The sequence below is a fragment of the Adonisia turfae CCMR0081 genome (genome assembly GCF_011009555.1).
Classification (GTDB): domain Bacteria; phylum Cyanobacteriota; class Cyanobacteriia; order Phormidesmidales; family Phormidesmidaceae; genus Leptothoe; species Leptothoe turfae.
Genome location: NZ_QXHD01000004.1, coordinates 375,874 through 391,463 on the forward strand (window position 1 = coordinate 375,874; position 15,590 = coordinate 391,463).

General features: G+C 44.5%; 9 protein-coding genes. 5 read left to right on the plus strand and 4 right to left on the minus strand.

The genetic code is table 11. The annotated features are described in order from the left end of the window. Nucleotides 1–230 precede the first annotated feature (230 nt). Complete coding sequence (locus tag DXZ20_RS05885; RefSeq protein WP_163696983.1) at nucleotides 231–3,923, plus strand: CHAT domain-containing protein; 3,693 nt, start codon at nucleotides 231–233, stop codon at nucleotides 3,921–3,923. Nucleotides 3,924–3,986: 63 nt separating this feature from the next. Next, nucleotides 3,987–6,242, plus strand: coding sequence for a ShlB/FhaC/HecB family hemolysin secretion/activation protein (locus DXZ20_RS05890; protein ID WP_163696986.1), 2,256 nt, complete (start codon nucleotides 3,987–3,989; stop codon nucleotides 6,240–6,242). Between the two features lie 768 nt (nucleotides 6,243–7,010). Here the strand turns inward: DXZ20_RS05890 and DXZ20_RS05895 are convergent. Continuing rightward, nucleotides 7,011–8,561 carry a bifunctional pantoate--beta-alanine ligase/(d)CMP kinase gene (locus DXZ20_RS05895; RefSeq protein ID WP_163696988.1) on the minus strand — a complete coding sequence of 517 codons (1,551 nt, stop codon included), beginning with the start codon at nucleotides 8,559–8,561 and terminating at the stop codon, nucleotides 7,011–7,013. A gap of 164 nt (nucleotides 8,562–8,725) precedes the next feature. Next, nucleotides 8,726–9,640, minus strand: a complete 915-nt coding sequence (locus DXZ20_RS05900) for a septal ring lytic transglycosylase RlpA family protein (RefSeq protein ID WP_163696990.1) — start codon at nucleotides 9,638–9,640, stop codon at nucleotides 8,726–8,728. Between the two features lie 593 nt (nucleotides 9,641–10,233). Here DXZ20_RS05900 and purM point away from each other — a divergent pair. Beyond that, the gene (gene purM, locus DXZ20_RS05905; protein ID WP_163696992.1) at nucleotides 10,234–11,298 is read left to right on the plus strand and encodes a phosphoribosylformylglycinamidine cyclo-ligase; all 1,065 of its coding nucleotides are present in this window, start codon (nucleotides 10,234–10,236) and stop codon (nucleotides 11,296–11,298) included. A gap of 66 nt (nucleotides 11,299–11,364) precedes the next feature. Continuing rightward, nucleotides 11,365–12,195 carry a prohibitin family protein gene (locus tag DXZ20_RS05910; protein WP_163667415.1) on the plus strand — a complete coding sequence of 277 codons (831 nt, stop codon included), beginning with the start codon at nucleotides 11,365–11,367 and terminating at the stop codon, nucleotides 12,193–12,195. Nucleotides 12,196–12,312: 117 nt separating this feature from the next. On the opposite strand, the gene DXZ20_RS05915 is transcribed toward DXZ20_RS05910, so the two are convergent. Further along, entirely contained in the window at nucleotides 12,313–13,980 is a 1,668-nt protein-coding gene (locus DXZ20_RS05915; protein ID WP_163696994.1) for a protein kinase domain-containing protein, read from the minus strand. Nucleotides 13,981–14,283: 303 nt separating this feature from the next. On the opposite strand from DXZ20_RS05915, the gene DXZ20_RS05920 reads away from it, so the two are divergent. Beyond that, nucleotides 14,284–14,712 carry a HEPN domain-containing protein gene (locus DXZ20_RS05920; RefSeq protein WP_163667421.1) on the plus strand — a complete coding sequence of 143 codons (429 nt, stop codon included), beginning with the start codon at nucleotides 14,284–14,286 and terminating at the stop codon, nucleotides 14,710–14,712. Nucleotides 14,713–14,721: 9 nt separating this feature from the next. Here DXZ20_RS05920 and DXZ20_RS05925 read toward each other — a convergent pair. Next, nucleotides 14,722–15,590 (minus strand): MFS transporter (locus DXZ20_RS05925; RefSeq protein ID WP_250565643.1); only part of this gene is annotated, 869 nt, incomplete at its 5' end.

Consider the following 15,590-nt stretch of genomic DNA (forward strand, 5'->3'; position numbering starts at 1 on the left):
TAGCGTTGATACGTGAGTTTGACTATAATTTTAGGCGAGTAAATAATAAAAAAGCAAAGGTTGTTTGAGAAGATTAATATCATAACAGTTGAAAGCTTGATAGCTTGATTCATGTACATTTGCTGTACTTAGAAAGGTATCTTCGTTTGTTTAGTAATGAGAGAGTAATGTGTTTTTGTTAGATTTTTATGACATTTAAATTGATAATGATGTTTGTTTTGACTTAGCTTTTGACTCTTTTAACCACTGATTATGTAAAGGGTGTTTCGATGTTCAAGATTGAGAACAAGATAGTTTGGCGAATTTTAGGTCGTTCAGTCTCTTTAGGACTTCTCTCGCTTATATCTTCTGAGATAGTTGAGGCGAACCCTGTTCCTTCTAATGATGGAACAGGTACTATTGTTACTATTGAGGGATCTCAATTTAATATTGATGGCGGCCAATTTTCAGGAGATCAGGCAAATCTTTTCCACAGCTTTCAGTCGTTTGGGCTTACCCAAGAGCAGATTGCCAATTTCTTATCCAATCCTCAAATTGAAAATATCCTAGTACGTGTGGGCGGTGGTCAGGCATCCCTGATTGACGGACTTTTGGAGGTCAGTGGTGGTTCATCGAACCTGTTTTTCATGAACCCTTCTGGAGTTGCCTTTGGACCTAATGCAATTCTAAACCTGCCAGCTGATTTCATAACCACTACGGCGAACGGTATTGAGTTTGAAGACGGTTGGTTTAGTGCATCAGGTGTCAATGACTACACGTCCCTATTAGGTACCCCTCAAGGTTTTGCATTTACAGGGAGCCAACCTGGTGCGATTTTAAATCTTGCTGATTTATCGACCCAGTCTGGCCAAAACTTGGCTCTGGTTGGCGGTACAGTTATTAGTTCAGGTACATTGTCAGCTCCCAATGGAGAATTGTTGGTGACTTCTGTGCCAGGTAACCAAGCCATTCGTATTGGCCGACCTGGTAGTTTTTTGCAACTTGAAGTTAAATTACCCAGTGAACTGGAGTCTTTGCCCCAAGATTGGGCATTACCAGTTTTGTCTTTGCCGCAGATGTTAACTAGCACAGCGGAGGCTGCTAATACCTCTGTAGAGGTCGTATCTGACCAGGTTCAAGTTGCTGGTGGTGAGTTCCAAGTTTCACCAGGAGATATTTACGTTCAACAAGCAGATGGTGGTTTTCTAAGCCTTTTGTCAAGTAACGATTTAACCTCGGTTAGTGGAGATTTTCAGGCAACTCAGGACCTGCAACTTTCTGCTAATGATGCTCTACAGTTACGAGATACCCTAGAAAATCCCTTTATTGCCGTTGCAAGAAATAATTTGCAACTACAAGGCAATCAGTTCGTTGATATCTTAGCACTGACTCATCCTGAGACAGCATTTGCTAGTGGTGGTAATTTGCAATTAGTGAGTAGCCAACCTATCTCGGCTGATGCTCACTTTTCTAGTGGCGGCAGCTTTTCAATTCTTGATCTAGATGCAGCTCCTGGTGACTTTAGGAGTTTATATGACCCCATTATTAGTGCTAACGGTGATGTTGTATTTGGTGACTATATAGGGTCTTCTCTCAAAGTTGAGTCACGAGGAAGCATTCAAGGTGGCAATATAATTATCACTTCTCCTGATGTAGGCCTCACCGGTTCTGATCCAGACATTAGACTTTTAACAAGTGCCCGTACGGTTATTCTTCGGGCGGGATTAGATACTCTAGCAAATCCTGATAACCTCCCCGCCTCAGCTGGAAGCTTTTTCTTTCCGACTCAATTTGAACCAGTTGATGGACTTTCAAATCCAGGAGATATAGTTGTAGGTAATATTCAAACTAGTTTCGGTGAAACTGGGGGGAATATTCTACTCAATGCAGAAGGCAGTATTACGGCTGGTAATTTGGATACATCTACCTCGTCTTCAGATGCAACTGGAGGCTTAGTTAACATAAATGCAAGTGGTAATATTACTTTAGGTAATATTAGATCTACTGCACGAGAGAATAGAGGTGGTCAAGTTACTATTAACTCCGCTTCGGGCGACATTGTTGTAGGTGATATTGATGCTTGGGCTTTTAATGGTCCTGGCGGAGATATTAATATCTCCGCTATTTCGTCTACTGGTGATGTTACTACTGGCAACCTTCGAACCGAGAGTTTTGGACAAGATAGAACAGGTGGGACTGTTAGTCTTGCTGGAAGCAGCATATCGACGGGAACAATAAATTCTAATCTAATTTCTACGACTTCATCGACGTTAATTGAACCTCCTCCAACATCAACTTTCGTCTCTTCTCCAGAGGTTGAAGCGGAGATCAACACGGCTGAGTTAGACGCACAAAGAAGCGAAGAGTTTGAACAGTATTTTGGTCGTGACTTTACTCGCAAAATTGTAGATTCCAGTACTATTCGATACGCTTTGCATGAAATGGAATTACAGGAGCCATCTACTAAGGCTGCTGTAGTATATATATCTTCTGATGATAAGCGTGTTTTTATCCGTGTTGAAACAGCTCAAGGTGGAGCTATTGAAATTGAGAGCATTGCTGATTTTGAGCAAAAGCTAACTGAGGAAAGGAGAATTGATCCTGATGATCCCGAAGTTGATGATTCTGGATTCGTTTTAGATAAAGCTGTTTCTCATGATGCGCAAACTGGCTTAAACTCTGCTCGTAGTAATAGTAATACCTATAGAAGAAAAAATCAGTTAGCAGAGATATTGGCACAAAAAGAGCCAGAGCTTCTTTCTTCTGAGGCTGATGATACTGAGAGTGAGCAATTTGAGCTTGAAGAAACTAATGAAGTCTCTCGTGATAGTTTAGTGGAAGAGGTTGAAAATCTATGGAGAGAGATTCAAAAGCCAGGTACGGATACCCATTTGCAGTATTCTGATCGCTTATACGATTTACTCATTCGTCCAATCGAGGCTAAGTTTGAAGAAGAGGGAATAGAAAACATCAATACTCTACTGTTTTCTATGGAAAGTGGATTAAGACTTATTCCCCTTGCTGCACTCTACGATTCGGAAACAGATCAATACCTCACTGAGAAGTATAGAATTAGTGTTATTCCAAATTTTGAATCCCTTGATATCCGTCGTAGTGATTTGACGAAAGCAGATGTGCTAGCAATGGGGATCTCTGAGTTTCAGAATTCTGATATATATCCTCCTCTTAGTGCAGTTCCGTTAGAACTGAAGCTTATTCAAAATATATGGAACGGTAATACTAATGGAGGTGATACTGAATTTGAGCAGTCTTCAAATCGTTTTGTTGAGGTAAAGTCGAATCAACAGGTTACGTTAGACAACGTCCGAAATGCGCGGAGAGATCATCCGTTTCAGATTGTTCATCTTGCAACCCATGCAAATTTTAGTGCAGGCAGTGTTAGTGATTCTAAAATTCAACTGTGGGATACTACGCTACCCTTAAATGCTCTCCAAATTGATACACTTAATTGGCGGAAACCACCAATTGATTTGCTGATTTTGAGTGCTTGTCAAACCGCTTTAGGTGACTCAAACGCGGAACTTGGTTTTGCTGGGTTGTCTTTGCAAGCAGAAGTTAAGTCTACATTGGCTAGTCTTTGGTATGTCAGTGATTTGGCTACATTAATTTACATGATGGAATTCTATCGTAGCTTAGGTAGTTCGAAGACAAAAGCAGAAGCCGTCCAAAAAACTCAGCTAGCTATGTTAGATAAACAGCGTCTTCGACAGAATCTTCAGGAGTTAGAGATCATAATAGAATCTTTATTAGTGAGCCAAGATGCTACATGGGCTAGTAATACTGAGGAAGTATTGACAGAAACTGCAATTCAAGGAATTAGAAATATCCGAAAGAGGTTGCGCGAAAATAGGTCTGAAGTTGTAGAGCAACTGAGTCATCCTTTTTACTGGTCTGCTTTTACCTTGATAGGGAGTCCTTGGTAAGTATTGCTAGAAGCAAAGTTCTTTGTTCTTTGAAAAGAATTTTTGCGCTTAAGCAGATTTTACATGGTTGTTGGTGTTTTCTTTAAGATGTATTCTATCTCTTCCAGTCGGCATTATGTTCTGTCATTTTTTAGTTTTTCCCTTGCTTTGTCAGTCACTACATCTACGCAGGCTCAACCTTCTGAGATGCAATCGAAAACTCTTAAAACTTCTTTGTTAGAACAACCAGTCAGTCTATCGGGAAATTTTGCCTTAGAGAATTCTAGCCTTCACTTAGAATATGAGAGTAGTAATGCTAACATTACTACTCTAGTAGGAACTAATTCTGAAGGCTTCAATGATGTGGGCATTTCTGTTTCTAATTTGGATTCAGATCCGGCGGAAATAGCTGACAATGTTCCTGTCAATGTGGTTTCAGGTGTTACATCATTTGTTTGTAGCCAAGATGATGTCTTAAGTGTCTCCTCCAATCAATTGATTGAATATGATGATCATGAAAATATTGTTATTTTAGAATACTGCTTTAGTGAAAGTTCTCTGTACGATAGAAGAAATGGAGACAAAAAGAATGAGGAGTTTGCGGCAAAGCTTGATGCTCTTCTTACTCCTTTCCTTGGACAAACAGTGCTACCTGCACAGATTAGAAATATTCAAGAGGCTGTAACGCTACAATATCTTAGTGCTGGTTATATTACGTCTCGCGCAATAGCTCCACAAGTATTGCTTGATGGGACTTTATTAATTCCTGTAATTGAAGGTTTTATTCAAGATGTAAGGGTTACGAGTCAATATTCTTCAGAGTATATCTACGATAGTGAGAGTAAACCTGTAGATAATGAAGAGCTTATACTTCAAGAACTCGAACCTCAATCCTTATTAGACAACTTTGATGAGACAACAAGAAGCTTGGAATCTAGCGTAGAACCTATAAGGCTTGGAGAGCGCACTCCTTTAGGAAACTATATTCGAGCACAATTGAGACCGGTAATAGGTGATATACCGATATCAGATGATATGTTGGGCTTCGAATTTGAACGCCCAGTTAATTTGTCAGATTTAGAAAGCTATGTCCGTCTACTTGCTTTAGAGCCTCGCTTTGAAACGGATCGTACCTTATCAGTATTACGTGTTCCGGAATTAGAGCTAGGGGAAGATACGTCTCTTGAAGGGGGCAGCATATTAGATATCACGGTACAGGAGGTTGTTTGGGATGTCGAAGCATCATTTAATAACTACTCACCACCCAGCCTAGGAGATCTTGGACTCGATTGGAATGCAAACTATTTTAACGAATATGGCGAGACATTTATAGTTAACGGGCGACTAAATTTGGATGAGGATACTACTGGATCTGTTTTTAGCTCTGAGGATAGAGATATTTTGAGCGATGAATTATTTTCATCTTGGCAGGTTAGTTATAGTCCTCCTCCAATAAATCGTGGATTAGGGCGCTTAAATTTCAACGTATCTCATGATCAAAATGATGTTGTGCAGGGCAATTTTGCACCCTTTGGTTTTCGTTCTGATACTGAAAGATACTCCCTAAATTATCGTCAACCTTTAATTCGTTCGCTTCGCCGAGAATTAGCTCTCGAGTTTGGTTTCTCAGTCGAAGAAAATCAGACCTTCATTGGGAAAACGCAGCCTTTCAGAGTTGGTTTAGGCCCAGATGATTCTGGTGTTAGTCGTACATCAACGCTATCCTTCGCTCAAGAATATACTGAACGGGATAGTGATGAACTATGGCTTCTACGTTCTCAGTTTAATTTGGGGTTAGATTTATTTGATGCCACCAGCAATGACTCATTCATTCCAGATGGTCAATTTTTTAGTTGGAATGGTCAAGCCCAGTTTCTTAAGACACTGAGCAACAAGCACACTTTGTTTACTCGTGCGTCAGTCCAACTGACTCCGAACAGTTTACTACCGCTTAACCAATTTGTAATGGGAGGAGCACGTTCCGTTAGAGGCTACCGAGAAAACTTTCGTTCTGGCGATAATGGCATAGTTTTTTCTGTAGAAGACCGTATAGATTTTGATTTGCTTGGTAGCGAGAAGCTACAATGGTTAGACTTACAAGTTATTCCATTCGTTGATGCGGGGTGGATTTGGAATAACGATAATAACCCTAATCAGACATTAGATCCTAATTTTATTGCAAGTGTTGGAATTGGCCTGCAAGCTAACATCCTAGAGTCAGAAAGGTTGAAAATTAGACTAGACTACGGTGTGCCACTCGTTGATAGAAAGGAATTGGATAGTAGCTTGCAAGATCAAAGATTACATTTCAGTATTAGCTACAACCATCACTTTCACTGAGTTAATGCTGTTCCTATAGTATTAGACTAACCTAGATCTATACCTATTATGTATACACCTTATTCCAGGTTAAACATTTGGCTTAGTATTTGATGAGAAGGTGTATAAAACGAACTCTGTATTTAACCTAGACTACTAGATGGACAACTCTTAAAAAACACAATAACTATTCACAGTTGCTTATGGAAAAGCTGACTCACTTCAAAAAATATATGGACATATCTACATATTGTTAGGCGATAGCAAAGATACTACTTTAATTGTTCTTTAGAGTATCGTATCACTTTAACGGTTTTACTATAGTAATAATTCTTGGTTTATCAAATGCCTAGATGAACCGACTATGCTTTTTCTGCACTTTTATTCATAAAGTTAGACATCTTCAATAGATGTCTAACTTTATGATACAGATGCGATAGCTTATGAGTTTTTACAACACCTTGTCTAGACTCAAGCTTAATAGTGGAAAAAGCGCTTTAAAAAGAAAAATGCCTGACCCCATAAAGCCCCCAGGGTCAGACAGCTCACCTGTAAAACGCATGGATACAAGATTCAAATAAACCATCCAAATGCCCCCTCGGATGATTAGTCGCCTTGCACGCGTTCTTCAGAATTAGCTTTATTTTCCCCTGCTTATATGGGTAAAAGCTTCCTCGTAAACACGTAAATTAGAGCCAAAATTGACGGAAAATCTGAGCCAATTTACGTATATTTACCCCTGGTTTTTATGGGCGGTCTGAGCAGGAGGCTAGTCGTTATCAGTGTGTGTTACTCGTCATCACTGACAACTTTTTCTTTATAGAGGGTCAACAGCTTATCCAAGACGCTTTCAATGGCCAGAGAATCTGTAACAACTTCAATGGCATCATCTGCTTGGCGCAGAGGAGAAATCTCTCGCGTACTGTCTTTATGGTCACGCTCACTAATGGCTTGAGCCAAATCAGACAGCTCAGGAACAGGCTGATTCTGGTTAGCCAAGTCTCTTTGACGACGACGAGCCCGTTCTTCAACGGATGCTGTTAAAAAGATCTTGAGCTCAGCATCGGGGAAGACATGGGTCCCAATATCTCGACCATCTGCCACGACACCACCGGTTAGGCCATATTGCATCTGCTGTTTGACCAGCGCTTCCCGCACAGAACTCTGGGCGGCAATCGTGGATACGTTGGCAGTGACCTCTGAGGTGCGAATAGCTTGGGTTACCAATGAATCGTTTACCCAGACTTCCGGGGGGTGAGGGCCTGCATCGGCAGGAGTTGCAACAAGCTTGATCTCACACTTAGGTAGCAGGTCAGCAACAGCAACTTCATCGTCTGGGTTGCATGCCTGGGCAAGAACGTACCAGGTAAAAGCACGGTACATAGCCCCAGTATCTAAATAAAGCAGACCCAATTGCTGAGCCAACTGCCTAGCCACCGTTGATTTACCAGCACCAGCGGGACCATCAATGGCAATGATGGGTCGCCGTGCCCGTAAAACGACGTTATCGATTAATCGTGTAGTCCCTACAAATGCTGCTACTGCCAACATACCAACTGTTTCAACTTTTTCTAAGGGGGCCAACGTATATGGATTTACCAGTTCGATGTACTGGGGAGCGACAGCGGGTGCCGTTTCTAAGTACTGAAAGACGATGCAAGCGAGAGAATGTTGCGATCGCACACCCGCTTTAAACTTCTCTTTGGCTCTCCTTAACCCCCGATAGAGTATAACTGCTTGTTGACGTTCCTGCTCGCTTAAATACTTATTCCTAGAACTAAGGGCTAATCCGTCCGCTTCTCGCACAGTTGGGCAACCAATGATGCTTCCTGGCAGATTTAAGTCCTTAACCAATCGGCGAATGATGGCTAATTGCTGCGCATCCTTTTGACCAAAATAAGAGCGCTGTGGTCTCACTAGGCTAATAAGTTTCGTGACGACCGTGGCGACTCCGTTAAAGTGTTCAGGGCGAAACTGTCCACACAGGGGTCTTGCCAATGCGGGAGGGGGCAAAACTGTAACCAGAGCGTCAGCGTCTTGAAAATTAGGCCCGTAAAGGTCTAACGCTGTTGGCGCGAAGATACAGTCAACGCCAGCAGCTTCACACATTCTGGCATCTAAGTCTAAGGTTCGCGGATAGGCTGCGAGGTCCTCATTGGGGCCAAACTGTAGGGGGTTAACAAAAATGCTGACAATGACCAACTCATTATCGCGTCGTGCCCGATGAATCAGACTGAGATGACCTTGGTGCAATGCTCCCATGGTAGGCACTAGACCAATGGATCCAGACTGTTTGCGTAGCCAACATCGCAATCCTTCTATCGTTTTTAGTAAACGCAAGACAGTCTCCTGGCAACCGCCTTAGACACAAGGTTTAACGATAGCAGACGGCCTAGTTGTCTTACTAAGACAATCATCTAGGGATAGGCCTGTAGCCTGTCTCTAGATGATTGCAACACTTGGGTGTCGCCATGACCACATAGGGTAGACCTGATTGACCCAGACTAACGCAGCACTTCAACTTGTACAGGACCGACACCAGCTGCTTGCAGCCCAATGGCACTGGCCGCACCAGCTGAGAGGTCAATGATGCGCCCACGGCTGAAAGGGCCACGGTCATTGATGCGTACCACAACCTGCTGACCATTGTTCAAGTTGGTGACCCGAACTTGAGTGCCAAACGGTAGGGTGCGGTGAGCGGCAGTCATGGCGTATTGGTTAAAGGATTCACCACTGGCACTCATACGACCGTGAAATCCTGGCCCATACCAGGAGGCCATGCCGCTATAGCTAGAACGGATGGCTGCCACTTGCTGTGGTTCGGGTCTACCGATGACTTCAGTAATGGGCTCTGTCGCACCATCACCGATAAGACGGCGTAACCGATTGGTAATTTGCAGAACGTTTTCTGCGTCATTTTCGGTGGCATCGGAAAGCTGCACTGTTTCACCCAGGGTGAGCAGCGGGCTGTCTCCAGCTTTGACCATGTAAGTGCCGTCATCCCAATGGGCGGTGAAATCTGTGTTGCGATCGCTCAATTGCTCCAGCTGTGCTGCCATTTGAGTTGCATCAGCAATAACCCTGTTGGTTGCGGCTTCTTCTAGGGGCACCCAACCAGATACAACCTCAGCTGTATCAGATGAATCGATGTAGGTTAATACGGGAATATCTTTAACGTAAACCGTTGCAGCTTGCCGACTTTCATGGGCATGGGCATTAACGCGAACGGTGGTCGTCGACCGATTAAATTTCTGAAGCGTATCGGTTGAAGACGACTCCAAGGACTGGTCGTTGACTGAAACCTCAAACGCTCCAATGGGACCTGTATCAAAGGTTTGGGCATGGACCCGTTCAGGAATCGAAACGGCAGTGGCAAGCAATGTGGCAACTGCTACACGACCAATAAACTTTTTGTTCATAAATCAGAGTGCACCAGGCATATGCGTCTACATCGCAGAGCGAGAAGTGGCAAATTCAATGGATTGAATAGGGTAGCTTCAAGATGACAATGCATCGCGGACAAAATAAAAATTGGCAACGCGAGCTAATCTATCACGAAGATTTTGCTGTTTGGAACCGCATTTTTGACCGGGAAAACAGACAATGGCCTAGCGGAACATCTTTACAATTTCTTCATTCGCCAGTTACAGGCTTCGACAGCCAAGGCTTATAGACGGTTTTCTAGCTGTCCTAGCAGACTAATTAGTTTTTGAAAAATTATGTATGGCTTTGCAATGATTACAGATTATTAATAGATGCCAAATAACCTTACAGTTCGTTTTTAGACTTTGTCCCCGTGGTAAGTCTAGTTTCCATGACCAATAATGTTCTTGTCAACGGACATATCATGAAGATTCTATAGGTTTGGGCATTGTCTTTGGGTATTGTCTTTAGGCATTGTCTACTGGAGGTATCGCCCATCTTCCCTTAGGGGCTGAGGCCCTTAGCGCGTAGGGTGGGCATTGCCCACCGTCCACAAGTATTCTAAGGGATGCTATTTCTTGTAAGGTCTATGGATTATCGACAGGCAGGGGTGGACGTTGAAGCAGGTCGTGCGTTTGTGGAAACTATTCGCAGCCTGGTGGAAGGAACTCGCCGTCCTGGAGTGTTGGGTGGTTTAGGTGGGTTTGGCGGTTATTTTGAGCTTCCCGAGGGATATTCTCAGCCCGTTCTGGTTTCGGGGACAGATGGTGTAGGTACCAAACTCAAGTTGGCCCACATGTTGAATCGTCACAATACGGTGGGCATTGATCTTGTGGCCATGTGTGTCAATGATGTGCTGACGTCAGGGGCGGAACCTCTCTACTTTTTAGATTATTTGGCCACGGGGCAATTGGCCCCTGAGCAGCTGACCCAGGTGGTAGCAGGGGTGGCCGAGGGGTGTCGTCAGTCGGGCTGTGCCCTACTAGGTGGAGAAACGGCTGAGATGCCTGGGTTTTATGGCCAGGGTGAGTATGACATGGCCGGATTCTGTGTCGGTATTGTCGAAAAAAGTGCCATTTTAGACGGTTCTCGGGTGCGCATAGGGGATGTCTTAATTGGACTACCCAGCAGCGGTGTGCACAGTAACGGCTACAGTCTGGTGCGCAAAATTATGGCGGAAGCGCCCCGGCAGGAGTCTTTGGGTGGGCAAGTCGTAGATCGATCGGTCGGTTATGGCTGGGATGAATGCCCGGAGCTATTGGCGAGTCAGTCCCTGGGCGAGGTGTTGCTGACACCCACTCAACTCTACGTAAAACCAGTGTTAGCTGCCCTGAAGAGTGGCTTAGAAATTCACGCTATGGCTCATATTACGGGGGGTGGTTTTCCTGAGAACTTGCCTCGTTGCCTCGGTGAAAATCAATCTATATATATAGAGGCGGATAGTTGGCCCATACTGCCGGTATTTAAGTGGTTACAAGCAGCTGGCAATGTAGCGACTGCTGAAATGTTTAAAACCTTCAATATGGGTATTGGTTTTGTACTGGTTGTACCTGCTGATCAAGCCGAAGCTACGTTGGCTCATTTTCAATCTGCCTATCAAATTGGCACTGTGATTGATGGAGATAAAGTGGTCACCGGGTTGCCAGAAGGTTAGGATACGTTGGGGAAAGAAAATTTTGTCTAAAAAAATTTTCCCCATCTACACTCGGAGGAACTAATTTTGAGCGCTCGGACGGGTAGCTGGCAGCCAGCTGCGATCGCACTTTTGGCCATTATTACCGGCCTGATTTTGACCAGCACTTTGGTCATTATTAATCCTGGTCAGGCCGGTGTCTTAAGCATTCTAGGGAAAGCCCAAAATGCCCCCTTGCTAGAGGGGATTCACATCAAGCCACCCCTGGTGTCTTTTGTGGATGTTTACGATGTTACGGTTCAGAAATTTGAAGTGCCCGCTGAAAGTTCCACCAAGGATCTTCAGGATTTACGGGCTCGATTTGCCATTAACTTTCGGTTAGATCCTAGCAATATTGTGGAAATCCGCAGAAAGCAAGGAACGTTGGCCAATATAGTTACCAAGATCATTGCCCCCCAGACCCAGGAATCCTTTAAGATTGCTGCTGCCCGTCGTACTGTAGAAGAGGCGATTACGCAACGAACGAAGCTAAAGGAAGATTTTGACGATACTCTCAGTAGCCGTTTAGAAAAGTACGGCATCATCATTCTTGATACGAGTGTTGTTGATCTCTCATTTTCAGAAGAATTTGCCCGAGCGGTAGAAGAAAAGCAAATTGCTGAGCAAAGTGCTCGTCGAGCTGTGTATGTAGCCCAGCAGGCTGAACAAGAAGCCCAGGCAGAAGTCAACCGGGCCAAAGGTCGCGCCGAAGCCCAGCGTTTGTTGGCTGAAACATTAAAGGCCCAAGGGGGTGAACTGGTGCTTCAGAAAGAGGCCATTGAAGCCTGGAAACTCGGTGGTTCCCAGATGCCCAGGGTGTTGGTTATGGGAGATAAGGGCGGTCAGGTACCCTTTATCTTCAACATGGAAAACGAATAGGCGAGAACGTAATTACGTTGTTGTCGATAATTACGCCTAATTACCAAACCCGGTGTAGAGACGTTCCATAGAACGTCTCTACATCGGGTCTCGTTTTATATGAGAGATCTCGGTTTTCTAACGCACGTGGATGTGAATAAACCCGTTATCATTGCGTTCGATGCTGCCGGTTAAACCGTTGTGCTCAAAGGGAAATTGATTTGCCTGACCGGTACGTACCTGTTCTAACCCCCCTTCAATCTCTCGGGTAGATTGTCCATTGAGCATACCTGCTAGCGCTGTGCGCATGATTAAACGATCGTAAGAAGGGGCAAAGACGGCCTCGGCTTGCTGAATAGTGTCACCAGCAGCATTGTATATATAGGCAACGGTTGCTCTATTTGGATCTAGCTCGTATACAGCCGTTGTGGCTGATGGAGACACAGACTGTCGTGTGGGTTCCCCCAGGCGATTAACAACAGCTGTTGCCGCTGTGCCAGGGGCAAAGCCAGGTACGGGTACGATACTGCCATTGCCAGGTGTAGCAGTATTGGGATTGCCACTGTCTTTTAATATTAGTCGTGGCGATGTGGCAACAGGTGTTGGCGGTGCGCTCTCAGCAGTTGTTGGATCCGGAAGGACTTCTGTTGGAGTGCTGGATTCTTCTGCTAATGTTTCCTCTGGCTCAGGTTGGGAGACTTCGGGAAGTCTAATCTCTGGCATAGAGACTTCAAAGTCTTCTGTCTTGTCCCTTACATTACTGACCGCTTGGCGAACAGCAATATATACGCGATAGCCTAAAAATCCTGAACCTGCTATCAGTCCCAGGAGCATAAGAGAAAAGAATGTTTTAATAACGCCTGGACCCTGTCGTTTCTGTTGTTGCTTCTCCTTAGCACCAGTTTGAAAATCATCCTGACCTGAAACATAGCCTGAAGGGCTGCCAGGGGCCACAACCTGGGTCGCTTGGGTGGTGGGTGGTTGTAACCCCCGTTTGTTGGCTGCTGGTAACAGCATTAGCCAGGTGGCAATTGACTGGGGGCGCTCAGTTAGTTGCAACGCCATGCCCTGGAAGATTGCCTGTTCTGTGCTGGGGCTGAGAGTGGCGTTGACCTGTCGAGGGGGAGTGAGGGGGTGGTGCGATCGCACCACAGAGGCTACCGGCACTTGACCGGTGACAGCAGAGTAGAGGGTGGCCGCTAAACCATAAACATCTGAGGCCGCTGAACGTCTTGCCTTGGGCAAATACTGCTCTAGGGGAGCGTAGCCTTCAGAAACTAAATTTGTATGGGTTTGGGTTTGACCACTCACCAGTTCTCGGGCAATGCCAAAATCAATCAAAATCGCATTGCCCTGGTTAACCATGATGTTTTGAGGTTTCACATCGCGGTGAAGCAAGCCTTGGGCATGCACGGTTTGTAATGCACTGGCAATTTGTCGAATATACTGTAAGGCTAGGTCTTCCTGTAAAGGTCGATTGGGAAAAATAAGCTCTGATAGCGGTTGCCCTGGAATAAAATCCATGACCAGATAGGGGCGCTCCGCCTCGATAAAAAAGTCAGTAACGTTAACGATATGGGGATGCTGGCACTGAGCTAAACGACGTGCTTCTGCCTGAAACTTTTGCAGTTGCTGATCGTTTTCTGCATCATTGGTTGGCCAACGTAGCGTCTTAATGACGACTACTTGATTGAGGCTTCGGTGCATAGCGCGATAGGTCACCCCAAAACCGCCGCGTCCCAGCTCGTTCTCGATGACGTACTTTCCGTTTTGGAGACGGGTGCCCACCAAATTTATGCCGCTCACCGTGCCACTTTGTATAATTTCACACGATTACCTCTAACATAAAATTTCCTTGAGTGCATGATATTAGCGACAGCCTAAAAACTGTGCCATGGGTTGCTGTCAAGATAATCCTAGACAAGATATGACCCAATGTCTCAATCGTTTTAACCTCTTGGGAGCAAGGGGCTTAATATATCTGACTATCCGTGGTAGGTTCAGAATCATATTTTCATATCTTTTAAAGAAATCTTTAAGATTGGGACCAATTTATGCTTTAATGTCCGCTGGGACGGATATTTTCAATGTTTTCCGGAGTTCTTGTTCATGAAGTCTGAGCAGAAGCAACGTCTTTTAAATGCAAAGGAAAATATAAAGGCAGCTCAGCTATTAGCCCATAGTCACTTTTACGATATTGCTATTTCTCGCGCCTATTACGCCATGTTGTATGTGGCTGAGGCACTTCTCCTGGAGCAGACTGCAGCTGTACCTACTCAAAATGAAGCTGTCAATAGTCTATTTTCAGAACAATTTTCAGAAAAAAGGCCTCTATTTCAACCCTATAGTGCATATCTAAACGATGGCTTAAACGCAAGACTGCGCGCAGATTATTCTCATACAGATAAAGCCACCCTGGCTGATGCTAAGCAACACATTAATCGTGCTAACGCGTTTTTAGATTTAGGTAAGCATTATCTCTCTACTGAAATAGCGCCAGCAGAGCCAGCGGAAGTTGGTGCTCGCCGACGCAGTTAGTGGTGTTGCCTACTGCTGTATTTGTTTACGGCGTTCAGCTAGCTTAAGTAGGGTTTCGGCATGGACTGCTTTGGTGATGGGATAGAAGTATGCCAGCACCATGCCACCCACGAGTAAGATCAAGGGCACAGGTCCCATAAAAAAGCGAATTGCCCACAGTGCAGAATCTGGCTGTGTGGCAAAGCTTTTGTCGAATCCTGATGTTTCTAGCGCTAAACTGACGAGAAAAATACCGACAGCAAGCCCTATTTTTTGTAGCAAAGTCATAAATGCATAGAAGGCCCCTTCACTACGTTGCCCTGTTTTGAGTTCATTAAGTTCGATCACATCTGGCAAAATCGACCAGGGAACAACATAGGCTGTGGCTACACCAAAACTGGCAAGGATACATAGTCCATACATGGTCATGAGTTGCCCTGGCTGTAGGGAAAATAGAGCAATTTGCACCATTGTCCAAACGCCAGCTCCTAAAAAGTAAAGCCCTTTTTTACCAATACGTTTGGCCAATAAGTTGCAGACAAACATCATCAGAATGGCCGTACCTTGTACCAACAGTGCGGCTAAAAAATAATCATCGGCTCCCATCCAAAAAGTCACGTAGAAGGGAATGATGGCGGCTGTAATCTGGAGCGCCAGCCATGAAAAAAGATAAATTCCTACGACAAATAGAAAGGGGCCATTGCTTAAAACAATTTTTATCTGCTGTAAAAATGAACCGTTGTTGTCAAAATCGCTGTTTTTAAGCGATTTCCCGAGATAAGCTGCCTGTTCTTGAGAGTGCCGAAATGTGCCAAAGACACACCAATAGATCGTTGCAATTGAAATGCCACCCCCCAGGATGCCCAGGATGCGATATTGCTGTTGGGGATCTGTGGTAA